The organism is Paenibacillus sp. Y280, from assembly GCF_056786335.1.
In genome coordinates this window covers 15,727-39,500 of record NZ_JBXCIW010000009.1, presented here as the reverse complement: position 1 = coordinate 39,500, position 23,774 = coordinate 15,727, and the positions used below count along the sequence as shown (strand labels likewise).

At 45.4% G+C, this 23,774-nt stretch carries 18 protein-coding genes and 1 pseudogene; 8 read left to right on the top strand and 11 right to left on the bottom strand.

Annotated features, from left to right (window positions below; genetic code table 11):
* Positions 1-2 precede the first annotated feature (2 nt).
* Both AC1TPC_RS13965 and AC1TPC_RS13960 read left to right on the top strand, forming a co-directional pair.
* Entirely contained in the window at positions 3-4,976 is a 4,974-nt protein-coding gene (locus AC1TPC_RS13965) for an amino acid adenylation domain-containing protein (RefSeq protein WP_482067440.1), read from the top strand.
* Complete coding sequence (locus tag AC1TPC_RS13960) at positions 4,957-6,930, top strand: alpha-amylase family glycosyl hydrolase (protein ID WP_482067439.1); 1,974 nt, start codon at positions 4,957-4,959, stop codon at positions 6,928-6,930. The genes AC1TPC_RS13965 and AC1TPC_RS13960 overlap by 20 nt, the downstream gene beginning before the upstream one ends.
* Before the next feature lie 102 nt (positions 6,931-7,032).
* Here the strand turns inward: AC1TPC_RS13960 and AC1TPC_RS13955 are convergent, their stop codons facing one another.
* Complete coding sequence (locus AC1TPC_RS13955; RefSeq protein WP_482067438.1) at positions 7,033-8,793, bottom strand: alpha-glycosidase; 1,761 nt, start codon at positions 8,791-8,793, stop codon at positions 7,033-7,035.
* Between the two features lie 271 nt (positions 8,794-9,064).
* On the opposite strand from AC1TPC_RS13955, the gene AC1TPC_RS13950 reads away from it, so the two are divergent.
* On the top strand, positions 9,065-9,283 hold the full coding sequence (locus AC1TPC_RS13950; RefSeq protein ID WP_482067437.1) for a hypothetical protein: 219 nt from the start codon (positions 9,065-9,067) through the stop codon (positions 9,281-9,283).
* A gap of 193 nt (positions 9,284-9,476) precedes the next feature.
* Positions 9,477-11,084: an alkaline phosphatase family protein gene (locus AC1TPC_RS13945; RefSeq protein WP_482067436.1), complete on the top strand. Its 1,608-nt coding sequence runs from the start codon at positions 9,477-9,479 to the stop codon at positions 11,082-11,084.
* Between the two features lie 101 nt (positions 11,085-11,185).
* On the opposite strand, the pseudogene AC1TPC_RS13940 reads toward AC1TPC_RS13945, so the two are convergent.
* From AC1TPC_RS13940 to AC1TPC_RS13915, 6 genes and pseudogenes are all read right to left on the bottom strand, one after another.
* Positions 11,186-11,275, bottom strand: a pseudogene (locus AC1TPC_RS13940) (alpha/beta hydrolase); the annotation flags it as partial.
* A 60-nt stretch (positions 11,276-11,335) separates the two neighbouring features.
* Complete coding sequence (locus tag AC1TPC_RS13935) at positions 11,336-11,767, bottom strand: protein-tyrosine phosphatase family protein (protein ID WP_482067435.1); 432 nt, start codon at positions 11,765-11,767, stop codon at positions 11,336-11,338.
* Between the two features lie 20 nt (positions 11,768-11,787).
* On the bottom strand, positions 11,788-12,267 hold the full coding sequence (locus tag AC1TPC_RS13930) for an ArsI/CadI family heavy metal resistance metalloenzyme (protein WP_482067434.1): 480 nt from the start codon (positions 12,265-12,267) through the stop codon (positions 11,788-11,790).
* A gap of 1 nt (position 12,268) precedes the next feature.
* Positions 12,269-12,691 carry an arsenate reductase (thioredoxin) gene (gene arsC / locus AC1TPC_RS13925; RefSeq protein ID WP_482067433.1) on the bottom strand — a complete coding sequence of 141 codons (423 nt, stop codon included), beginning with the start codon at positions 12,689-12,691 and terminating at the stop codon, positions 12,269-12,271.
* A 25-nt stretch (positions 12,692-12,716) separates the two neighbouring features.
* Positions 12,717-14,009: an arsenic transporter gene (locus AC1TPC_RS13920; RefSeq protein WP_482067432.1), complete on the bottom strand. Its 1,293-nt coding sequence runs from the start codon at positions 14,007-14,009 to the stop codon at positions 12,717-12,719.
* 71 nt (positions 14,010-14,080) lie between these two features.
* Positions 14,081-14,395, bottom strand: coding sequence for an ArsR/SmtB family transcription factor (locus AC1TPC_RS13915; RefSeq protein ID WP_482067527.1), 315 nt, complete (start codon positions 14,393-14,395; stop codon positions 14,081-14,083).
* 173 nt (positions 14,396-14,568) lie between these two features.
* Here AC1TPC_RS13915 and AC1TPC_RS13910 point away from each other — a divergent pair, with 173 nt between their 5' ends.
* The 3 genes from AC1TPC_RS13910 to AC1TPC_RS13900 all read left to right on the top strand — a co-directional run bounded on the left by AC1TPC_RS13910 (position 14,569) and on the right by AC1TPC_RS13900 (position 17,519).
* Positions 14,569-15,015: a MarR family winged helix-turn-helix transcriptional regulator gene (locus tag AC1TPC_RS13910; protein WP_482067431.1), complete on the top strand. Its 447-nt coding sequence runs from the start codon at positions 14,569-14,571 to the stop codon at positions 15,013-15,015.
* 71 nt (positions 15,016-15,086) lie between these two features.
* Positions 15,087-16,154, top strand: coding sequence for an NAD(P)-binding domain-containing protein (locus AC1TPC_RS13905; protein ID WP_482067430.1), 1,068 nt, complete (start codon positions 15,087-15,089; stop codon positions 16,152-16,154).
* Positions 16,155-16,211: 57 nt separating this feature from the next.
* Positions 16,212-17,519 (top strand): NAD(P)-binding domain-containing protein, encoded by a 1,308-nt coding sequence (locus tag AC1TPC_RS13900; RefSeq protein ID WP_482067429.1) that lies wholly within the window; start codon positions 16,212-16,214, stop codon positions 17,517-17,519.
* A 43-nt stretch (positions 17,520-17,562) separates the two neighbouring features.
* Here the strand turns inward: AC1TPC_RS13900 and AC1TPC_RS13895 are convergent, their stop codons facing one another.
* From AC1TPC_RS13895 to AC1TPC_RS13880, 4 genes are read right to left on the bottom strand one after another with little or no spacing between them, the layout of a single operon-like run.
* On the bottom strand, positions 17,563-18,258 hold the full coding sequence (locus AC1TPC_RS13895; protein ID WP_482067428.1) for an LrgB family protein: 696 nt from the start codon (positions 18,256-18,258) through the stop codon (positions 17,563-17,565).
* Complete coding sequence (locus tag AC1TPC_RS13890) at positions 18,255-18,608, bottom strand: CidA/LrgA family protein (protein WP_482067427.1); 354 nt, start codon at positions 18,606-18,608, stop codon at positions 18,255-18,257. Before AC1TPC_RS13890 ends, AC1TPC_RS13895 begins: the two co-directional genes overlap by 4 nt.
* Positions 18,609-18,622: 14 nt before the next feature.
* A complete protein-coding gene (locus AC1TPC_RS13885; protein WP_482067426.1) occupies positions 18,623-20,434 on the bottom strand; it encodes a cache domain-containing sensor histidine kinase in 1,812 nt (603 codons plus the stop codon).
* Between the two features lie 4 nt (positions 20,435-20,438).
* Positions 20,439-22,100 carry a response regulator transcription factor gene (locus AC1TPC_RS13880; protein WP_482067425.1) on the bottom strand — a complete coding sequence of 554 codons (1,662 nt, stop codon included), beginning with the start codon at positions 22,098-22,100 and terminating at the stop codon, positions 20,439-20,441.
* A gap of 211 nt (positions 22,101-22,311) precedes the next feature.
* On the opposite strand from AC1TPC_RS13880, the gene AC1TPC_RS13875 reads away from it, so the two are divergent.
* Positions 22,312-23,694 (top strand): ABC transporter substrate-binding protein, encoded by a 1,383-nt coding sequence (locus tag AC1TPC_RS13875; protein WP_482067424.1) that lies wholly within the window; start codon positions 22,312-22,314, stop codon positions 23,692-23,694.
* The last annotated feature ends 80 nt before the right edge of the window (positions 23,695-23,774 follow it).

Here is a 23,774-nt window from a genome sequence, read left to right as displayed (position 1 = left end):
ATGTGGAATCTGTGTTAAATGAGGTGCAGCTAGTTCCTTTAACACATCCTCAGAAGCGGATTAGTTACGTGGAGCAACGGTATGAGGCAAGCCCTATTCATGTCGTTGGTTGTTTAAGCCGGATCGAGGGCGAAGTGGATTTTAAGCTGCTGGAGCATGCGATTCGTTTGGTTCTCCATCAGCATGAAGCGTTTCGGCTTCGATTCGTACAGGAGGACGGCGAGCTGAAGCAATTCGTACAGAGTGGACTTGCAGAAGACGTTACAGCATTTATGGATTTCTCGGTAGAAGATGATCCCGGGCAAGCCATGCAGCAATGGTTAAACCGTGAGGAGAATACGCCTATTCCCCTCATGGACGGCTGCTTATTTCGGATTACGATATTCCGTATTAGTGAGCAGCATTGCGGTTTCTTGACGTTGTTTCATCATATGATCGGGGATGGCTGGTCTCTGCAATTATTTATTGATGGTATTGGCAAGAGGTATGAGCAGCTATTGCTGCAGGATGAGAATGTTCTTGATGAAGAGGCTGTCGGATATTTGAGCTGGCGACATCAGGAACAAACGTATTTGGCTTCCAGCCGCGCCGAGCGTGATCGATTATTTTGGCAAGAAAGTCTTCAGCATTTGCCAGAGCCGATGTTCCCAGAGGACAGCAGCAGCTACATTGCAGGCGCGAGGCAATCATTCCGATTAGGGGAAGAAGATACGGGGGCGCTCAGAAAGCTGGCGCAGAAGCTTGGCTGTACGGAAAATACGATGCTGACGGGGCTTGTCCTGCTTTATTTGCAACGAACGCTTATGCGGGATGATCTCGTCATCGGGACGCCAGTATTTAATCGCATAGGGAAATTGGAGAAGAAAATATTTGGTGTATTCACCAGTACGATGCCATTGCGAGTACAGATGGATTCAACTGAGCAGGTATCTCCGTTTTTTGAGAGACTTAATCGTATCATTCGGCGGAGTCACTCTCATCAGAAGTATCCTTATGATCTGCTTGTTCAGCAGCTTGAGCTGCGCAGGATTGGTCTGGAGCAAGTATTTCAAGTTTCCGTTAACGTGTTTAATACAACTTTGTTGACAGAGCTGGATGGCATGGCTGTAAAACATCGCGAAATATATAGCGGTAATCAGGGCAATGCGCTGCAATTTGTCATCAATGATTGGAATGGCGAGAATGACTATACCATCGATATCCAATATAAGACTAGTCTGTTTACAGATGAGTCAATTGGGAAAACGATTGCTGTGCTGCGTCATCTATTAGGGCAATTGCTTAATAACTCTGAGCAACGAATAAGTTCCTTATCTGTTGTTCTTGAGGATGAAAGGCGGCAGCAGCTCTATGCATTCAATGAGACAAAGCTTGAGCTGCCGCGTTACCAGTCAATTGTGGAATGGTTGAAGGAAGGGGCTGCGCAAAGGCCAGACGCCATTGCTCTTGCAATTAAGGATCAAGAAATGACCTACTCGGAGCTGAATCAAAGAGCGGATCAAATCGCTTGGAAATTGCGTGAGTCTGGTGTAGGTCCTAATCGTATCGTTGCTATAATGGCGAATCGTTCAATAGAGATGATCGTCGCTATTTATGGCGTCTTAATATCGGGCGGCGCTTATTTGCCGATTGATCCTGCATATCCACGTGATCGAATTGCTTATTTGCTGGAGGATAGCGGCGCACAGACGATGCTTGTTCAGCGAGGGCTTCGCCAGCAAAAGGCAATGGCAGAGCTAGGGATGAAATGTCTAGAGGTATCTATTGATGAGCCGTTGGATGAATCGATAGACGTTGGTGATCGCTATAATGACCAGTTGTCATTTGTTAATACGCCAGACCATTTGGCCTATATGATCTATACGTCAGGATCTACCGGAAAGCCAAAAGGCGTAATGATTCAGCATCATTCCCTCATTAATTTCATAGCGGCGATGAAGGAACAGTTGCCGTTTGAAGAAGGGGCAATCATGCTGTGCGTGACGACGATATCGTTTGATATTTTTGTATTGGAAACGTTAGCCCCCCTTGCTTTTGGCATGAAAATTGTAATTGCAGACGAGGCTGAGCAAGTGGATGGCGCTTTGCTTAATAAGCTAATCGTTAACGAGCGGATACAATGGCTGCAAACGACCCCATCCCGAATGCTGTTATTGCTTGCGGATGAGGGAGCTGCAGAGGCACTTGGCCGTTTGAACTATATGTTGCTCGGCGGAGAACCATTTCCGGCTGTGCTGCGTGAGCAGCTTACGCAGATTACAAAAGCAAGATTATTTAATATGTACGGACCAACAGAAACGACCGTTTGGTCTACGATGCAGGAGCTAACAAGCGAAGAAGCTATTACGATTGGGCGACCGATCGCCAATACCTCCGTTTATATTTTAGGTGAACATCAGGAGCTGCTGCCGATCGGCATGGCTGGTGAGCTCTGTATTTCGGGTTATGGCTTAGCAAGGGGATATTGGAATCGGCCGGAGCTGACGGATGAGAAGTTTGTGCCGCATCCGTTCGAGTCTGGGCAAAAACTGTACCGTACAGGCGATCTGGCGAAATGGCTGCCAAACGGGCAATTGCAGCATTTGGGCCGGATGGATCAGCAGGTCAAAATTCGTGGATATCGGATTGAGCTTGGTGAGATTGAAAGCTGTCTGATGATGCTTGAAGCGGTTCATATGGCCGCTGTCGTTGTATGGATCAGCCCAAGTGGCATTCAAGAGTTGATTGCTTATGTGAAGGTGAATCGGCCGCTTGAGTCTTCTGAGCTAAGAAGTCAATTGGCGGTACAATTGCCGGGATATATGCTTCCTTCCCGATATATTCAATTGGAGCAATTGCCGCTTACTCCAAATGGCAAAGTGGATCGCAAAGCGTTGCCAGACCCGCAAACGACAGGAGTATCGCAAGCTCAAGCAGCTTTAATGGCTGAATCGCAAACATCAAAAACCCAAGTAGTGAAGTTAGAAGCGGCAATGTCCGTAGTAGCTGCTAAGCGTGTAACAACGTCGCATGCGACTGTATCGCTGCCGGAAGCTGGAGAAACGGAAGAGAGAGCAGCAGCTGTCGAACATTCGCTCGAGCGAACGATTGTGAATTGCTGGCTGTCCATCTTGGCTGGACATGATATTAGTCATTCCGACAGCTTCTTTGAAGTAGGCGGGCATTCACTTCATGTATTAAAAGTTATTTCTGTTATGAAGGATCGCGGAATTCCGGTACAAGCATCGGATATGTACGCCGAGCCAACCGCGAGCGGACTTGCGGAACGGCTGCGAAAGCGGCATGGAGCTTTTGTGTTCGAGCCATGGCAAGACACTTCGGTGAACAAAGAGGTCGTTTCCGCCATTACCATTAATGGCGCGATAACAACGAATCGTGACGCCTATCGCTGGGAGCAGGTTAACTGCTTTACGAAACCGATGGCGATATTGTTTGAGTCGTTTCAACGCGGATATTTTGAGCTGTTCCTGTTCCGCTACAATTTTTATATGACCTTTTTTGCAGATAAGTGGAAAGAAAGTCCGTTTGAACGTGAGGCGGAGCCGAATGCGGATTTTGTGGATTTATATGAGAAAAAGCTGAAAGAAGCTTTTCAATTGGATATAAGTAAAGTCACCTTCAACGATGCTAATGAGCTAAGAGCATTATTGCAGGAAGGGCTGAGGAACGGGCAGCGGATGTTAGTTCCCGGGGATTTGTATGGGCTCTATTATTCCAATCATTATTTAGGCGAGCCGCATACGCATTATTTTGTTATAAAAGGCTACGACGCGAAGCGTGACCTTGTTTATGTGCTGGACAATATGCATATTGAAGGAGGGGCGCTGCCGGTTTATAAGGACTTCGTCATTCAGACGGAGCAATTAGTCAGCATGAGCCGCTTTTATGCACAGCATTGGTGCCCAGAAGGTTCGATTCCGTATTTGTTATCGCTGGAAGAACGGGCTGACGTGCAAGAAGCAATGGATAAGCGCTCATTATTATGTGAGCATTTGGAGCTGCTGGAGCGTTGGACGCAGGACAGCTCACTTATTCTTTATTTAGAAGAAGAGATGCTGAAGGAAATCGAGTTTCGCAGGGATACATCCAGACTTACAAAGCTTATACCATTGACTAACTATAAGTCAGTCTATTATGATCAATTATTTTCTTTCATGGAATCTTTGCAGGTGGAACAGTCGGGTATTGATGAATTGCGCTTGCTCAGCATTGCCATCGGCGAGGAATGGGAACAATTCCGGCTGGCACTATTTGATCGGGTAGCTGATCGCAGGTATGAGGTGAAAGACCTTAAAATAGAAGCAACGCGGATAGCCCAGATGGAGACGATGTTTTTCCATACACTTCGGCAATTGCTGGCAGGAGCTAATTTGCATGAACGGTTCTTAAACGAGGAAGCTTCTGCGGGAATCGGTAATTTTGCGGAATTCAATTTGAATGCACAAAACGGAGTAAGGCAAGGGGACAGCCTCACCATGATTCATACGACAGCCCGAATCGACGATACGTGGATCGTGAAGGATGAAGCACCTCAGCTACTCGCAACACCGACGAAGGAGCAATTCCGCATGGAAGCAACTGTAGTAAATCGCAACAAATACGGCCCATGCTATCATAGCGGTCTAATCGTCAAGTTCAAGGATCATAGCAAAATTATGTTTGGCAATGCCCGGCGCAAGCTGCTTGGTGTATTTTATCCGGAGAGAACGGACAACTACGAGTTGTTTGCTAGACCGGATGTGCAAGAAAAACATCGATTGTGCATCGAAGCAAGTGGTGACGAGCTGTATTTCCGTGTCAAGCATGAATGTGAAGCGGACTGGGAGCTAGTTTGTTCATTTAAAATAAGCGAGCCGGTCATCAGTGTTGGTTTATTTTCGAAAACGTGGGAGCCAACTGATCATCACACAGAGTTTTCCGAAATTATCTTTTACGATGGGGAAGGTGAAGGTGGAAATGAACACGAAACTGCATAATCATCCATCCGAAGCAATGGTTCTAGAGGACATGTCCCCGCTGGCTCGTATTTCTTCATTTATACGCTCACGCATTAGTGATAACACAACGCTAGTATGGCTGCCAGCTGTCTGGAACACTTGTGGCTATGCGGATATTTTGGAGGTGAAGCAAGGTGAAATATTGGTTGCAGCATATCCGTTTCTGGATGCTCATTTGGAGCAGCTGGGCAGAGACACACATCGTTACCGCTTGGAGGAAGCAACCAATCTGGATGAAAGTGTAATCTACTCCTCGCTTGTTCGTTATTCTACTGCTTGGGACACTGATCATGACGGAAACATTGAGTCTGGAACTTTTCTAAAAATGATTCTGCTGCTTCCGCTGCTCAAGCAAATGGGCGTCAACATTTTGTACATGCTCCCGGTGACACGGTACAGCACAATTAACTTAAAAGGCGATATCGGATCACCGTACGCCGTACAATCGATGTTCGAACTCGATCCAAATCTTCATGATCCATTGTTGGATGATATGACTTCAATAACGCTTATTGATGAAATGTCTGCGCTTGTAGCAGCATGCCATCTCCTTGATATTAAAGTGACGGTGGACTTTATTCCTAGAGTCACTGCAAGAAACAGTGATTTGATTCGCAACCATCCTGAGTGGGTGTATTGGATTCACAACGAAGCTTTGGAGGGCTTCGCGCCGCCGCCAATTCCTGAGCTTGATTTCTTCGAGGAATGCAAACCGGACAAGCTTGAGACGGTGTATCGAAGTGAAGAAACGGCAGCTTTTTTAGCGAAATTTTCGTTGCCGCCTAATGATCTGAATGAGGAGCTTTGGTTGCAGTTGAAGCATCGTTCCCAAGAGACAGGCGAGGAGTTGCTTCAATTAATTGAAGAGGAGATGGGGATTACGACGGCCCCTGCTCATTCGGACTGGATCAATGATGTTCAGCCGATATGGACGGACATTACGTTCCTGCGCTTGTATGCGGATAACAATCCGCTTGTGGAGCATTTAATTAAACCGGATCAAGCACCTTATGTATTATTTGATACGATCAAATGCAACTATTACCCGGCAAAGAAGCCGAATCGTGAATTATGGGATTTGCTCATTGAAGGGCTGCGCTTCAATTTAAACACGTACGGCATTGACGGCTTCCGCATCGATATTGGGCATGTGCTGCCGGTTCCGCTGCTTGATGAGATGTTTGATGTGGTAAAATCAATCAAGCCGGAAGCGCTGCTCATTAGCGAGGATCTATTTAATCGCAATCACCAGAAAGCGGCTGCAGTGGGTTATAACATTATGCTCGGCAGTGGCTGGAACATTATGACTGACATTACCAAAGACAACTTAACCGCATACTTGAAGGAGCTTCCGCAGCTTGCCATTCATGTATTTGCCTGCGCAGAGACGGCGGATACCCCGCGTATTACGAGCAGGGGAGGTGTAGCGCTGGCACGAATGATCGCTGTGTTTAATGGGTTTTTGCCGAATGCTATTCCATATATTACGACTGGATTTGAAATGAACGAAGAGCTGCCGCTGAATTGCGGATTAGGCGATAATACAGATGGAGCTGACATTCCGCGGGCGTTCTTCAACCGGATGCAAATTGATTGGTCAAAGTCGGAATCGATGATTCCGTTGTTATCTGAGCTTCATGAATTCAAAAGCCTTAAGCGAAATCTGATGAATGCAGAAAAGTTTTTTGTCGCCGAATCTCCAGAACATGTTGTTGTGTATGGATATATGAACGAAGAGGAACGTCTGATTTGCTGCTTTAATCTGAGTGGAGATCAGGCTGTGGAGCTGTCATTGGCGCCTTTCCGGCATGTTGATGCGGCGTGGAAGGTGGGAATCGATAGCCATTTCAGGCAGGGACAGCTATCATCTGCCGCTCTATCAGCGAATAAGGTGAAGCTTCAGCCGTATCAGGCAATTATTTTTACTTGTTGAGTAGGATAGTAGGTTAGTTTTCGTGTTGAGAAAAAAAGGTCGAGCCAGGGTTATCACCCTGATCTCGACCTTTTTCTTGTTCATTTTAAGCCGATCCCATCATTACACGCTAGCTTTAACTTTAACCTTAGCTTTAAGAATCGAGTATCCGAAAGCTGGCAATCTTAATTGCTTGGAACCGGATTTGATAGACTCACCGGAAAGCGCATCGATCCATTCATATTCGTTGCTCTCACTAAGTGAGTAAGCTGCTACAGCATTCGAATTATTAATCGCGATAAGGAAGCGTTCATCGGCATTCTCTCTTTCGTAGGTAAGCAATTGCTTGTTGCTTTGAGCCAAGAATCGGATGCTGCCTGTACGAAGCACTTCATGCTTCAGACGAAGATGGATAATGTTTTGGAAGAAAGTAAGCAAGTTCTGATCTTGCTTGTTGACATCCCACTCCATACATTTGCGGTTATGAGGATCATGCTCGCCATCCATACCGATCTCGTCACCGTAGTAGATACAAGGAGCGCCAACAAACGTTAATTCAAACAAATACGCAAGCTTAAACCGATCTTTATTGCCTTGGCACAACGTCAACAGCCTAGTCGTGTCGTGGCTGCCGAGTAAATTGAAGGAGGTTTCATTGACTTGGCGCGGGTAGCTGGCAATCTGCCGCTGAATGGCATCAGCAAAGCCTTTTGCATCAATCCGAGAATGAGCAAAGAAATTTAAAAGTGCGTTTGTGAAAGGATAGTTCATAACGGCATCAAACTGATCGCCTTGCAGCCACGCCATGGAATCATGCATAATTTCGCCCAAAATATAAGCCTCAGGATTGATCTCCTTAACCGCTTTGCGGAACTCACGCCAGAAATGATGATCGACTTCATTAGCCACGTCAAGCCGCCAGCCGTCAATTCCAATTTCTTCGATCCAGTACCGAGCAATACTAAGCAAATAATCCCGTACTTCTGGGTTCTCAGTATTCAGCTTCGGCATAATCGGTTCAAAGCCAAACGTATCGTAGGTCGGGATGCCGTCCATTACATCCAGCGGCCATTCGCGAATGAAGAACCAATCGGCATATTTTGATTTAGGTCCATTTTTGACAACATCAACAAACGCAGGGAACGTATTGCCGCAATGATTGAATACCGCATCGAGCACGACGCGAATGCCTCTTTGGTGACAGGCTTCAACCAGCTCTTTGAGCTTCTCATTTGTACCGAAATGTGCATCAACCTTGAAATAGTCCTGCGTGTCGTATTTATGATTCGTAGTGGCTTGGAATAATGGGTTGAAATAGATGGCATTAACGCCAAGCTTGGATAAGTAATCCAAATGATCAAGTACGCCTTGCAAATCGCCGCCAAAATAGTTAGTAGGAGTTGGAGTTCCGCCCCAAGGCAACACACCCTCTGGGTCATTGCTTTTGTCCCCATTAGCGAAGCGCTCAGGGAAGATTTGATAAAATACCGCATCTTTAACCCATGCAGGAGGAGAAATAATATCGATAGGATTCAAGAAAGGGAAATCGAACAATCCTTCATAAATAACATCAGGGGCCTCATCAAAAAATCCTTTTTCGAGCATATACACGACTTGCTCTTGGTTGCGAATTTCAAAATAATAGACGGTTCTGCGGTATCGCGGCTGAATAGCTGCTTCCCAGTAATCGAATCGTTCATCTGACGCAAATATCGCCATGGGAACGGAGGAATTCGTATGATCCCAGCCATACTTATCCCCACAATGTAGGACGACAGTATCAACATCATCCCTTTTTGTGCGCAGGCGAATATGAAGCGTTTTCTCATCGTAAGCATAGGACCAGTTTTGTTTCATTCTGTGATACATGACGTCTAATTGCATGGTTTGATCGCTCCTTTAAAATAGATAAAAGGCATGAAAAAAAGGGCCCAACCTCATTCTTGAACGAGGTTGAACCCTAGGTTTCATTGCCTTTTAATTTGATTAATTATAGCATATGCGAATATCGCATATCAACAATAATTTACATTTCTACAAGGAAGGAACTGTGGCTTATACAGTGCGCAACTGAAACAGACTGCAATGTCTGATGCTGCGGATATGACTGACGAATGGTTAAGCACGCCCTGATGGCAAGAAGGAGTTACTGCAATTGTACGTTAATAATACAGGCAAAAAGAAGCTGAAAGTCCGGCTCAAATCCGACTTAGGCAACAAATATGAAACTTCAGTTGCACCTGGCACTATATATGCCGGCGAAATGTGGGTTGGTTTGGAACAAGCAGGCGAGTGGTATATCGATTTTAATAATGATGATGGGTCAGTTATTGAGGTTTCACTAGCGATAACGATCGATAAGCAGGAAGATTAGCCATTAGCACGCTCAATAAACAGCAGCAAAGACCATTAATTTATGGTCTTTTTTTTGTTCAATATAAGCAAGTCAGATTGGATGTTTTACTTTGGGAGGATACGAAGTGAGCAAATGGGTAAAATAAACCAATTCAACTCAGCTATATAAAAATAAAAAGACGTCTAAACCATTTCGAGGATGTGGAGTTAACTTGAGACAAAAAATGAGCCGGCTAGGGCTGATCATCTTTATTTTAGCCATTACATTTGGATGCCAAAGTCAGGAATCAAAACCGAAGGAACAAGATTTAATGCACGTAAAATCAATCCAAGGAGATCAGTCGAAAAAAATCATCCTTCTGGATATTGATTCTTTAATGTCTGGAGCGATTGATGAAGGCATTCGGCAAAATGAGCTTCCCACTTTTCAATTCCTCATCGAACACGGCCAATATTTTAAGGACATGGTGAGCTCGTTTCCCACAATGTCTGTAACCATTGACAGCTCACTAGTTACTGGTCAATATCCAAATCGCCATCATGTGCCGGGACTGACCTGGTATTCTACGGACGAAAAGAAGGTTATCAATTACGGAACCGGACCGATGGAAGTAATAAAGCATGGCGTTGATCCGGTCTTGGTTGATGCATTAATCAACTTAAACGGGAAGCATCTGAATCCGCATGTGCCTACCATCTATGAAGAGCTGGCGCAGCATGGGCTGAAATCCGGTTCTATTAACGGTTTGATCTATCGGGGGATAAGTGATCATACGCTTTCGATTCCTCCGTGGGTAGAAGGCACAACCTCTTTGCCAAGCGAAGTGAAAGTAAAAGGACCGGATTATTTTGCCTTAGGTTCCTTATCCGATCCGCTTCAAGGCATTAAAAGTCTGTCTGACGGTTTGACCAGTCGTTTGGGCCTAAATAATTCATTTTCCATTGAAATGATTCAGTACTTGATCAATGAAAATAAATTGCCGGATTTTTCATATGTCTATCTGCCTGATTTGGATCAGAAGCTGCATAAGACAGGTCCTTTCGATATCAAAGGAGTCAAGGAACTGGATCGGCAGCTTAACTCCTTATTAAAAACATTCGGTTCTTCTGAAAAAGCCTTAAGCAAAGCGATTTTTGTCATCGCAGGGGATAGCGGAATGACTCAAATTTTGCCTGCCGAAAAAAATCCGGTTATCGACCTGCCCTCTATTTTCGTAGACTATCAGGTTCTGCGGCAGGGAGAAGCTGCTAAGCAAGAAACGGAAATCGTTCTAGCCGTAAATGAAACGATGGCTTACGTATATACACTTCAAGCGGGCCAATCGTTAAGAGACGTTGCAAATCTGGTAAAAGCTGATCCGCGCATTGATTTTGTTTCCTGGAAGGAAAACGGTTGGATTTATGCCGTCCAAGGAAAAACAGCAAAAGAGCTTAAGTACAAAGCTAAAGGCAGCGTAATCGACCCTTATAAACAAACATGGACAATTGAGCAAGATACTGAGGTGTTGGATTTAAAAATGAAAACAAATCATAGGCTGGAATACGGCCAATATCCTGATGTTTTACAACGATTGTCAGGAGCTTTGTTTTCTCACAAAGGAAAGTTCTTGGTAGTCACTGCAAAACCGGGCTATCAACTCGCTGATAGAAGCTCGCCTTTGCATAAGGGCGGAGGAGGTCACGGATCGATTAGAAAAGATGAATCACTGATTCCACTAATCATATGCGGAACGGATCAAAGACCGGAATATTTGCGAATTGTCGATTTAAAATCATTTTTGCTAAAGCTGCTTATAGATGAGAATAAAGGTACTAAGTAAAAAACTTAGTGATTATCCATAAAAAATGCTGTAAGCTCCGATGATATTTTTTTTGAATCGAGTTTGTTCGTATGGCCGAGTCCCTTTAATATTTACCTTCTAGCTGCTGCCTGAAGGGCAAGTACCGCCCCGGATGATAGTCCCCAAACATAGGCCGAGCCGCCGGCTTGATCTATCAATGCTTGAAGATCTGTTTTCCACAAAAAAAGAACGTTTACCGGCAGCTTGCCATGCAAACGTTCCTCTGTTTATTAAGAATAAATGGCTTCTAATGCTTCGCGCTGCGCTTGCTTTATATTCAATATCGAGCGAATGCTCTGGGCTTGCTGCTCTGCATCTTCAATGGTATCGGCTAGGCCTAATTCAAGCAGTGTCCCGTATGCAACGGTCCCCGTACGGCCTTTGCCGCCTCCGCAATGAAATGCGACCTTTTTGCCTTCTTTGTAGCTCTCTACAACAGCTTTAATCGCGGTATGAAGCATTTTTTGTTGCGGTTCATTCGCTTCATCGCTTAATGGCATCTTGATCCATTTCAATCCTTCACCTGCAGCCGCGCATTGCTGAGACTCTTCTCTTAAATCCACGACGACTTCAACGCCATCATGATCGACCATGGCTTGTACGTCATCGGCGCCGCCCATATATATACGACCTGGTATTAATTCGTGGTACGTTTTATTCATGCTTAAGCTCTCCTTGCTTTTTAAAATAATTGTTTTTTGAATGATGGAAACGCCACTGGAACGGGTGCGAAAGGAGGAGCGCAGCATAACGAAAGATCACGTTGATCGCCAGCCGATTCAAACTCCGAATCTTCTTTCGTATAAAAAATCTCCCATGCGTTGCCGTCCGGATCGTACACCCATACTTTGTCCTGAACAGCATAGCAGCAGGTGGTATTCATTTCATCGATTAGCAATAGATCTGCCAGTCTCAAACGTTCACCTATCTCGAGTACATCCTCGGTATTATCTACCTGGAAGCCAAGGTGGTTAAGCACACCATTCTTTTCAAAGGAGCGCACGTTTAATGAAAAGTGAAGAGAAGGGTTATCCAATTCAAATTTTGCATAATTGTCTTTGACCTTAGTTGGCTCTGTTCCGAAAAATGATCGGTAGAAAGTCAGCGATTTCTCCAAGTCCGTACAGTTGACCGCAACATGCATTCTTTTGATAGCGGACATCTTATTGTCCCTCTCTCACAAACTTCTCGACACGCGCCTTAATGGCATCGCGAACGTTTCGGAATTGATCCATAATTTCATCCTCTGTGCCGACTGCTTTAGCCGGATCATCAAAGCCCCAATGCCATTTCACCACATTCGGATTGGAGATGACAGGGCAATGCTCATCGGCATGGCCGCAAAGAGTAATGACATAGACAGCGCGATTCAAAATCTCTGGATCAATCACATTAGAGGTGTTTTGGCTAATATCTACGCCTGCTTCTTTCATCACTTGAACGGCTCTTGGGTTCAAACCGTGCGCTTCAAGACCTGCGCTTTTCACTTCGTACTGTTCGCTGCCGAGGGCACTAAGAAAGCCATCCGCCATTTGACTCCGGCAAGAGTTGCCCGTACACAAGAAATAAACCAGTTTCTTTTCCATTGTTCCTATCTCCTTTGAAATTCGTTTAGTGGATGATGCTAAGCCATAAGTAAAGGCCGACTAGCGTAATAAACAGAACAGGAAGCGTAAGTACGATTCCGATTTTAAAGTAATAGCCCCATGTAATTTTCACGCCTTTTTTGGACAGCACATGCAGCCACAATAAAGTAGCTAAGGAGCCGATTGGCGTAATTTTAGGACCTAAATCGGAACCTATAACATTTGCATAAATGAGAGCCTCTCGTAACACACCGTTTGTATTCGTACCTTGTATAGCCAAAGCATCGATCATAACGGTAGGCATATTGTTCATAATCGATGAGAGAATCGCAGCAATGAAGCCCGTACCGATCGTTGCCATAAATAAACCTTGATCCGCTGTCCATTGGAACACCTCGCCGAGCTGATCCGTGAGACCGACATTACGAAGGCCGTAAACGACAACATACATGCCGATGGAGAAGACGACAACCGACCATGGTGCCCCTTTGATGACAGCACCCGTATGAATGGCTGGACTTCTGCGTGCTGCGAAAATAAAGACGATAGCGGCTATGCCAGCAACGATCGATACCGGAATGTGGATGAACTCGCTTACGAGATAAGCGATCAATAATACAGTTAAAACAATCCAAGACAGCTTAAACATACGCATATCTTTTATCGCATCACGAGGCTGTTTGAGCTGGTTGAGATCATAGCTCCTAGGAATGCTTCTCCTGAAGAATAGGAATAGTACGAGCAAGCTTGCGCCAACGGCAAAGAAGTTTGGAATAATCATTCGGCTGGCATACTCGGCGAATCCAATACCAAAGAAATCGGATGAAACGATGTTGACCAGGTTGCTGACCACAAGCGGCAAGGAAGCCGTATCGGAAATAAATCCGCTAGCCATAATAAATGGAAGGATCATACGATCATCAAACTTGAGCGCTCTGACCATGGCGAGAACAATTGGAGTAAGAATCAGTGCGGCGCCATCGTTTGCGAAAAAAGCGGCGACAGCAGCCCCGAGCAATACGACGAAGGAGAACATGAGGTACCCGTTGCCTTTTGCAAAGCGTGCCATATGCAGTGCCGACCATTCGAAAAATCCAATCTCATCTAGAATGAGCGAGATCAGGATGACCGCGACAAAAGCTAAGGTTGCGTTCCAGACAATGCCGGTTACGTCCCACACGTCATTCAAATCAACAACGCCAAAGAGCAGGGCGAGTATTGCTCCTCCAACAGCCGAATAGCCGATATTTAAGCCTTTAGGCTGCCAAATAACGAAAATCAAAGTAATGAGAAAAATAATAGATGCGATAACTAACATAGTTCCTCCTAAAAATCGTTGTCATACCATCTCGTTGTTCATACTATTAGCGCTGGAACCTTGCATGGCCGCTAATTGCAGCAGTCAGTGCTGAGCTTTTTTATTTCCTCTCTCATGGACGGGAGCACATCTAGAATGCCATGAAGGTAAGGCTTATCCTCAAGATTTAATGAATAGTAAATCCATTGTGCCTGCCTCGTTTCATTTACCAGCCCGCCAACTTTTAATTTCTTTAAATGCTGACTAACATTTGGCTGTGTGGTTGCGAGAATAGTCACGATATCGCAAACGCACAATTCTTTTTCTTTCAGCATGGCGAGAATGGTAAGGCGAGTCTTATCAGACAACAGCTTTAAGGTATCGGAAAGAGAGTCAATCGGTTGAATCATGCAATCACTCCTTAAATTCACTTGCTAAGGGCATCTTTCAATGTTTATTATACACAGCTGATTATATAAGTAAAGCATTATATAAGTGAAAACGCATATAAAGATTTTGTGAAAATATAACTTGCAAATTACAAGTAAAACATTTATAAATAGTACAGGGGGAATGAAAAATGGATAACCCAAGAGAATTGCTGCAAGTCCTTGCAAGGCAGTTTGGTTTGTTGAACAAGAACTGCTGTCAAATTAGCGGTCTGGATTTATCGCTCATTCACAGCCATATCCTTTACGAAATTGGGCGCCAGAGCATGCCTTCCATGCATAAGGTCGCTGAGACGCTCGGCGTGGATATTACGACCTTTAGTCGGCAAATTCAATCCTTAATCAAGAGTAAGCTAGTGAAAAAAACAGCATCTCCTGAAGATGGCAGAGTGTTTCTGCTTTCACTGACGACAGAAGGGAAGTTTGTAGCGGGTTCGATTGAAAAAATGATGAACGATTACTTAGACGAAGTTTTTTCATTTATGAATGAGTTCGAGAAGGAGACTGTCCTCCGTTCGCTACGGCTGCTGATTACAAGCATGCAAAAATCAAAAATGTGCTGTACACCTATGGGGTAATGTTGATTACTCCATATTTTTTAAGTAAATACTTGCAAAATGCAATATTTTAATTGGAGAATGGAGATATTATGAGCGAAATATACGATGTAATTGTGATCGGAGCCGGGCAAGCAGGTCTTGCTGCCGGATATCATCTTAACAAAAATGAACGCCATTATGTCATTTTAGAAGCGAATTCCGAACCGACTGGATCATGGCCGCAATACTACGATAGCCTGAGATTATTTTCGCCAGCGAGCTATTCCTCTCTGCCAGGGATGCCATTTCCGTTGAAAGCTGATTCATATCCGAATAGAGATGAGGTCATTTCTTATCTTAAGCAGTATGCCGAGCATCATCGCTTTCCGATCCATTTTAATGTTCGGGTGGAGCGAGTGGAAAGAAACGGCCTTTTCTACATCCACACAGCCGGCGGCGAGGTATATAGATCCAAAAACATCGTATGCGCATCTGGTTCATTTAATCAGCCTTTCAGTCCGGTGCTGGAAGGAAGGGAAGATTTTAAAGGGAGCCTTATTCATTCTTCCGAGTACCGGAATGCCGACTCCTTCCGCAACCAGCGAGTTATCGTAGTTGGCAGAGGCAATTCAGCTGTGCAGATAGGGGTTGAGATTAGTGAGCACGCTTCTGTCACTACTCTTGCAGTGCTCCAACCTGTTCAACTATTACCGCAACGATTACTCGGGAGAGACATTCATTTTTGGATGAAGATGATAGGGTATGATAAATTTCCTTTTTGGCGCTTTGGTAAGACTGTAGGCAGTCCCAGCGGAGCTATTGATATCGGCGGTTTCAAAAACAAGCTGCAAAATGGCCAGCTTGAACAGAAACGCATGTTCAAAAAAATGGATGCCGAAGGGGTCATTTGGCCTGATGGAACAAAAGAGAGAATCGACAGCATTATTTTTGCCACTGGCTTTAAGCCTATTATCCCGTATCTTCATGGCGTTGAAGGTGCAGTGGATGATCGAGGTTATGCGGTTCAGAAGGGAGGTGTAAGCAGCACGGTGCCGGGATTATTTTATCTAGGCTTATCCGGTCAACGTACCTTTGCATCAGCAACCATACGTGGCGTAGGTTCTGATGCTAAATATGTAGTGAAGCAACTAAAAAGGGCAACAAGAAGAAATTCATAAATCTTAGTGAGACTTACGTTTAAATAACAAATGCATGAAAATCGAGGAGGAATTACGATGGAAAATCCATTGCCTGTAGCTATTATTGGTGGAGGCCCAGTTGCTTTGGCAGCAGCCGCCCAGTTAGCAAAAAGAGAAATGCCATTTGTACTATTGGAACAGGGAGCTTCGGTTGGGGCGTCGGTACTGGAATGGAGCCATATCCAAATGTTTTCTCCGTGGGAGTTTAACATTGATTCTGCAGCAGCGGAGCTTCTTGCCGAGACAGGATGGACTGCTCCGCCAAAAGAGGAACTGCCAACCGGCAAACAACTATTTGATCAATACTTGTTTCCACTCTCAGAACTGGATCAATTAAAGCCATACATTAGGACCGAGGCAAGGGTAACAGCCATTCATCGCAAAGGCCTGGATAAAATGAAAACAGCGGGCAGAGAAAAGATGCCATTCGAAGTTGTATACGAGAGCCTTAACGTTGTCTATCGGTTCGAGGCTTCTGCAGTCATTGACGCTACAGGCACATGGAGAACACCAAACCCGATTGGAGCCAGCGGTGATTACGCTGCGAAAGAGACCGAATATAGCTCGCACATTCATTATGGCATTCCTGATATTAAAGGATCTCAAGCAAGTCGATACTCAGGTAAAACGGTGGCAGTCGTTGGGAGCGGACACTCGGCAATCCATGCCCTACTCTTGCTGCATGAGCTGAAATTGGAAAATGCTGAAACGACGATTCATTGGGTTTTAAGAAAACAATCGATTGGCGATGCTTTTGGTGGCGGCGAGCTTGACGGTCTGCCTGCTAGAGGAAAGCTTGGTTCACGTGCTGCTGCGCTTGTCAAAGAAGGAGTAATAAACGTCCATACGCCATTTCATATCGAGGGTCTTAAACAAGAGGGCGAGAGATTAAACCTCATTGGGACAGACGATTCGATCAACGGTGTGGACGAGATTATTGCTGCAACGGGAGCAAGACCAAATTTCTCCTTCATCAGAGAGCTTCGATATGCAGCCGATTCCTCCATTGAGTGCGTACCGAAGCTGGCAGATCTCATTGATCCTAACCTTCATAGCTGCGGTACCGTTCGCCCGCACGGAGAAGCAGAGCTCAGTCAGCCGGAGCCGCAATTTTATATCGTCGGGGCGAAAAGCTACGGTCGTGCACCTACTTTTTTACTCGCGACGGGCTACGAGCAAGTTAGAAGCGTGGTTGCAGCATTAGCAGGCGATTGGGATTCGGCACGGGAAGTGAAGCTTCATCTGCCTGAAACGGGCGTATGCAGCGTGTCGCGACCAAAGACAGCATTAAAAGCATCCCAATCTTCGTGCTGTGGACCGCTTAATTCCAATAAAACCAGATAAATGAAAAGCTAAGGGGCTAGCTGCCCCTTAGCTCTCGATTCGTTCAGTTAGTCAGCCACCAATAGACGGGGATGAACAGCACGGAGGTAATGATCCCAGCCACACCCATGGCAAAGCCGCTCATGCTGCCTTGTATTTCGGAATCCTTGATGAGCCTTGCTGTGCCGATTCCATGAGAGGACGTGCCAATGGCAATGCCTATCGCGATACCATTTGTCAGCTTGAGCGATGCTAACAGCTTCTTCCCGAACATGCTGCCAAAGAGACCAGTAAGCACTGTCAGCACAGCGGTAAGCTCGGGCAAGCCTCCTAACTGACGCGATATTTCTATCGCGATGGGCGAGCTGACCGATTTTGGCAGCATGCTGAGCAAGATCTCGCGGCTTCCGCCAAGCAGGGCCACAAGAGCGGCGGCGCTTGCGATGCTCGTAATAGAGCCAACGGTTATCGCGATTAGGATGCTTACGATATGTTTTTTGATCAAATTAAAATGTTTATAAATCGGCACGCCGAGAGCTACCGTCGCAGGACCAAGCAGGAGGGTAAGGACGTCTCCGCCTGCTTGGTATGCCTCATAAGGGATTTGAAAGCTAAGCAGCAGCAGGATAATAAAGCCCGAGCACAGAAAAAGCGGGTGCAGCCAGCGCCATCGTTGATGGATGAGCTGCGCGGCGGCATAGGCTATAACGCTAAGCGCAATGCCAAATAGCGGTTGGCTCAGCCATTCTTGCAGATTCATTCCACACCGCCTTGCGCTTCATTCCGCAGCAGCTTAGTTGTAACGTACCCCGTTGCCAGAAGGGAGGCTACAGCGCTGCCGATGACGCCAATGCCAATCGATAGCCAGCTTGATCCGATCAGCGGGAAAAAGACCATCGTCCCGACCAAAAAAGGGATAAAAAACAGCATCATATGTCCGGTAAGCCAGCTTGCCGCTGTATCCACCCATTCCAGCTTAATGACTTTGGTAAATAAGGCAATGAGAAAGAGAATAAGACCGATAACATTGCCTGGCAAAGGGATATGAAGGCTCAGATGGAGCCAGCTTCCGAGTAAGTTAAAGCCTAGTAAAATCGCGAATCCTAGCATAGTATCTCCTTTATTTAAGCTTGGTTTGCAGGCAGCCGGATACAAATCGTCGTTCCTTCTCCTAGCTGACTGTCAATCTCGATGCCGTACTGCTCCCCAAAGTAAAACAGAATTCGATCATGCACGTTCTTGATTCCAATATGCGCCTCGTCAAGTGTATCAGATGGCTGCGATAAACGGTACCGAAGCTGCTTAAGCTTCTCCTCGCTCATGCCGACCCCGTTGTCCTTGATCATAATGATCACTTCGCTGCCCGATCTTAAAGTGGACACTTCGAGCTGGCCAGGTCCGCTGCGACGCTCTAATCCATGTACGATGGCGTTCTCGATTAAAGGCTGCAGCGAGAAATGCATCACCTGAATGGTCTCGCTATCCGCTGCCAGCCGTTCAATGTATTGAATTTTATCGCCAAAGCGCAATTGCTGTATTTTCACATAGAGACGGATATGCTCCAGCTCCTCCTTCAGTGTAACCGTATCCTTGCCGGTTTGAATATGTACTCGAAACAAACGTCCGACTATCCCGACCATTTCGCCGATATCGCGCTGCCCGTTGATGACTGCCTTCATCTGAATGGACTCGAGTACATTCGCTAGGAAATGCGGGTTGATTTGGCTCTTTAGCGCGCCGAACTGAGCTACCTTTTGCTGTGCCTTTGCCATAGAGGATCTTTCGATATAGTTTTGCAGATCCTCGACCATCTTGCGAATGCCTTGATACAGAACGCCAAATTCATCCTGCCGATCACTGCTTAAATCCACATCGAATTTCCCCATGCCGACCATTTTTACCTGCCTGCTTAATAGAATAATCGGTTTTGTCACGCGCTCCGACAAGATGTACATAAACAAAATGGCTGTGCCAAGCGATAGGATCGCCAGCGTTAAGATGATTCTACCGAGAAACGCAGCCTGCTTCGTCATCTCTTTCTCGGCGATATATTGAATAACCTTCCAATTCGAATAATCGGAGGTCACAAAGTTTATATACGATTCGGTACCGGCTACATCAGCATAAAAGCTGCCAGCGTCTTCCTCCAGCAAGGTACGGAGCGTTTTATCCTCTAACGATATCGATTTGCTGATGTCTGTGTTTGCATCCGAATGGTAAGTGACGCCGCTATTATCATCGATAATAATAAAATTGCGCTTGCTCGTCTCGGAAAGCTGCAATATCTCCCGCAAGGAATCGAGGCGAATGTCAATGAGCATAACCCCCAGCGGCTGTTTGCTGCCAACCTTGTTGATTACCCTTGCGATTGAAATGACCGGTGCTTTGGAATTGGTTCGATGAAAGGGGGTATGGCTGCCAAAAAGAATGACTCCCCCTTTTTTTTGCTGCGTCTGAATATACCAATCCTCTTGGGTAAAATCCTTAAAATCGTAATCGGCACGGTTGAAATTTGCGGAATAAAAGACACGGGACCCCGCATAAATCTGTACGCTATCGACATTTTTAATCGTCATTTCAATGGAGCTGATGAAATGCTCGATCGTATTTCCGTACTGAATGCTCTGATCGTTCCCGGTATTATCCTTGCTGTTCGTCCAGTGTTCAAGCGCAATTTGAAGCCGGCTGTCCATCTGGGCATTCAGCGTGCCTTTCTCGATGCTTTGCAAATACTGGTCAATATTAAAGGACAGATTATTGAGAATGAGGCTGGAGCTGCTTTGATATTCGTTTTTGACGGCTTGATTTGAAAAGATGTAAATGATTGCGGAAATGAAGAGCAGCGGGACGGTAATCGTCAAAACCATAAGCACAAAAATTTGATGATTGACATGCTTCATTCGATATTGGTAGGTAGACCGTCCTAATTTTCTCACAGGGTCACCATCCTGATTGTTTTCTATAGTCGGTAGGTGTCATATTTGTGATGCTTCTAAACGTTTTGACAAAATGCTTATAGCTCTTATAGCCGCACATCGTACAAATATCCGTCACCAAATATTCGGGCTTCTTCAAGCATTCCTGTGCAAATTGGATGCGAATTTCGGTGACGAACCGCATATAGTTTTTGTCCAATTTCCGCTTGAACAGACGGCTCAAATAAGAGGGATTATAGAAGAAACGGTCGGCAACCATTTGCAGCGTAACCTCTTGATCGATATTTTGCTTGATGAACGATTCGATATGCTCAAAGATGATGACGTCCTGCTGATGGTTTTGCGTTAACCCTTCCGTGTAAACAAGGCCCAAATGCACCATCCACCTGCCAAGCCAGTCGAAGAGAGCTTCAAGCGTTGGGAAATCATCGATGAATGTAAGGTTTAAGAGCTTTTCGCTATAGACACCTTCAATGTGAATGCCGTTTTTGTTGGCAAAACGAATAATGACGCTGATCAGCTCTTGCAAATAGGCGAGCGATTTTTCAAATGACGCATAGGTTGTTTTGCTCAAAATAGTTTGCGCCAGCTGCTGCATCAGCAGCCTTGTCTCCAGCTCATTGCCGCTCTCTAAGCAAGCGATGATCCGTTTCCTATCATTCTCATCCAGCTGGATTAGGGCTGATTTCGCAGATTGAGAGGCATCGCTTAAGCTTGCGGCAAGGAATAAGCTGCGATCTGCATCGTAAAAACGCTGATACAGCGCTTTATCGGAATCGTGCAGCCACTTTTTTATTTGGGATAAATCGGATGTCAGCTTACCTAACCCCATGAACAGCAAAGTATGATGCTCTATGCCGGCGATTTTCAGCATAAGGTCTAATTGTTCCTTTACTTTCTCTTCTATAGGGACGACCTCGTCGCTAGAATCCTCTACTGGCCATACAATCATTCCAAAGAGCTTCGTTTTATACGTATAGGTGAAAATATGCCGACGGTTATATTCGGGGAAAAGCGACTCCGCTGCTTCCATTAAAAAAATGTCCGCTTGCTGTCTGCCCCAGCTGCTAGGCTGGGAATGCGCTTTCAAGCGTGGAAGCCAAGTTAGTACAAATGGCTGATAGACATACGCACTGCTCGGAAGCCCGCAAAGCTCCCCGATCATAGTCTCATCTACCGCAGCATGCTCTTCCTCCAGCAGAAGCTTCACGAGCTCGCTCCCTTTTAGCTTCCAGCTTTGTCTCATCTCCGTCTCCAAAATAGACAGGCTTTGCAGCTCTAGACGTTTCTCCTTCAGCTTATCTATGCAATCTTGGATCGATGCCAGACTCTCCTCATATTCCAAAGGCTTAAGCAGGAAAGCATGGACCCCGCCTGCACGGATCGCTCTCTGCGCATATTCAAAATCATTAAAACCTGTCAAAATAATAAATAGCGTATCTGGGAGTTTCATACGGATTTGCTCTATCATTTGAAGACCGTCCATCTCAGGCATGCGAATATCGGTGATGACCAAATCAGGTTTCTCTTGAAGAGCCAGAGCAAGTCCGTCCTGTCCGTTCTCTGCTTCAATAATGGAATGAACCTCAAGCTCTTCCCAGGAAAAATAATGTTTTAGACCCAACCTTATAATGGGTTCATCCTCTACAATCATTAGTTTAAACATGATATTCCCTCCTGAAGGTTATGCTTATAGTGGGTATCTTCGAAGTATGTAATGAATTATAACATGCTTATGGAATGATAGAAGGAATAGGTCAGAATACGACCATGAATGTAAAGAGTAAGGGATTCTTCTAAATTTACAAATGTTTTATGATTAGCGCAAGGGATAAGACGTTCTCATTTTATTCCAAAACATACTGGGGGGTATTTGAATGACGGTTATGAAAAAAGGTCTGATGACGATTGTAGGTGTCGCTTTGCTAGGCATGCAGCTAGCGGCATGCGGGAACTCAAACACGAATACGAATAACGAGCCAACAAACAAAGCCAGCGATACACCTGCTACTGAAACGGCAGCCAAGCCTGTTGAAATCACGTGGTGGAACTTCCCAACCTTCCAAGCGCTGGATGGCGAAGTCGGTAAATACGAAAAAGAAATTATTGCTGCATTCAATAAGAATAACCCGGAAATTAAAGTTAATTTAGAGATGATCACCTTTGAAGGCGGCCCTGAGAAGCTGAACGTCGCGATCGCCTCCAATACAGCCCCTGACGTTATCTATGATGCGCCTGGACGCATTATCGACTGGGGTAAAAAGGATTTGCTTGCTCCGCTGAATGATATGGTGACCGATGAAGTGAAAAACGATATTTCACCGGCCTTCTGGAAGCAATCAAGCGTAGGCGAACAAATTTATATGTATCCGATTAATACAGCGCCATTCATGATGGCCGTCAATAAAACGATTTTCGAGAAAATCGGTGCGCTTGATCTGCTTCCACTGAAAAAAGAGGACAGAACTTGGACATTTGATGAGTATAAGAAAGCTCTTCAAGCGGTTAAAGAGAAAGCGCCAGAAGTTATTCCGACTGGATTTTTCGCAAAAAGCCAAGCTGGTGACCAAGGAACTCGCGCTTATATCGCTAACCTAGGCGTATCCAGATTTTTGAATGAAGATAATTCCGCAGTTGCCATTAACACCGATAATGCAGCAAAAGCGCTGGATTGGATCGTTCAAGCGACAAATGACAAGTTGAGCGTTACGGGTGCTGCCTCGCTTGCGGCAGCTGATGTGAATGACTTGTTCCTGCAAGGGAAGCTTGCTTTCACACTTAACTATTCCGCTGTTCTTAAAGCGCAAAACGTATCTAAAAAAATGGTCGAGTTTGAAGATATGCTGCTTCCGTTCCCGACATTAGATGGTTCTGAGCCTAAGCTTGAGCCGTATCTCGGCGGTATGGCCGTGTTCAACAATGGCGATGAGGATAAAATTGCAGCTTCGAAAAAATTGATCGATTTTATCGCTAACGACGAAGTATACGGCAAGAAAAATCTGATTCAAACGGGCGGCCTATCCGTTCGCAACTCCATAACTGGCCTGTATGACGACCCAGAATACACATACGCTGAATATGCTCGTAAATTTACGACTGATGCACCAACCATTGCAGACGGCTATGCTGAGATTCGTACGTTCTGGTTTCCTGAATTGCAGCGTGCATTGATTGGCGGAGCTACAGGCAAAGAGGCTTTGGACAGCTTTGCCAAGAGTGCAAATGAAGCGATTGCTAAAGCTAAAGCAGCAGCTAAATAAGAACATAGCGTCCATGGGGGAGTAGAGTGCGCGAGTGCTCTACTCTTTTCAAAAACATCGATGAATGGAATGGGGAGAGG

What these genes read in the sequence shown, in the direction of transcription:
- AC1TPC_RS13960 (WP_482067439.1), top strand. Translation starts at nt 4,957, where the DNA reads ATGAACACGAAACTGCATAATCATCCATCCGAAGCAATGGTTCTAGAG.
- AC1TPC_RS13955 (WP_482067438.1), bottom strand. Translation starts at nt 8,793, where the DNA reads ATGCAATTAGACGTCATGTATCACAGAATGAAACAAAACTGGTCCTAT.
- AC1TPC_RS13935 (WP_482067435.1), bottom strand. Translation starts at nt 11,767, where the DNA reads ATGAATAAAACGTACCACGAATTAATACCAGGTCGTATATATATGGGC.
- AC1TPC_RS13930 (WP_482067434.1), bottom strand. Translation starts at nt 12,267, where the DNA reads ATGTCCGCTATCAAAAGAATGCATGTTGCGGTCAACTGTACGGACTTG.
- arsC (WP_482067433.1), bottom strand. Translation starts at nt 12,691, where the DNA reads ATGGAAAAGAAACTGGTTTATTTCTTGTGTACGGGCAACTCTTGCCGG.
- AC1TPC_RS13920 (WP_482067432.1), bottom strand. Translation starts at nt 14,009, where the DNA reads ATGTTAGTTATCGCATCTATTATTTTTCTCATTACTTTGATTTTCGTT.
- AC1TPC_RS13910 (WP_482067431.1), top strand. Translation starts at nt 14,569, where the DNA reads ATGGATAACCCAAGAGAATTGCTGCAAGTCCTTGCAAGGCAGTTTGGT.
- AC1TPC_RS13905 (WP_482067430.1), top strand. Translation starts at nt 15,087, where the DNA reads ATGAGCGAAATATACGATGTAATTGTGATCGGAGCCGGGCAAGCAGGT.
- AC1TPC_RS13900 (WP_482067429.1), top strand. Translation starts at nt 16,212, where the DNA reads ATGGAAAATCCATTGCCTGTAGCTATTATTGGTGGAGGCCCAGTTGCT.
- AC1TPC_RS13895 (WP_482067428.1), bottom strand. Translation starts at nt 18,258, where the DNA reads ATGAATCTGCAAGAATGGCTGAGCCAACCGCTATTTGGCATTGCGCTT.
- AC1TPC_RS13890 (WP_482067427.1), bottom strand. Translation starts at nt 18,608, where the DNA reads ATGCTAGGATTCGCGATTTTACTAGGCTTTAACTTACTCGGAAGCTGG.
- AC1TPC_RS13880 (WP_482067425.1), bottom strand. Translation starts at nt 22,100, where the DNA reads ATGTTTAAACTAATGATTGTAGAGGATGAACCCATTATAAGGTTGGGT.
- AC1TPC_RS13875 (WP_482067424.1), top strand. Translation starts at nt 22,312, where the DNA reads ATGACGGTTATGAAAAAAGGTCTGATGACGATTGTAGGTGTCGCTTTG.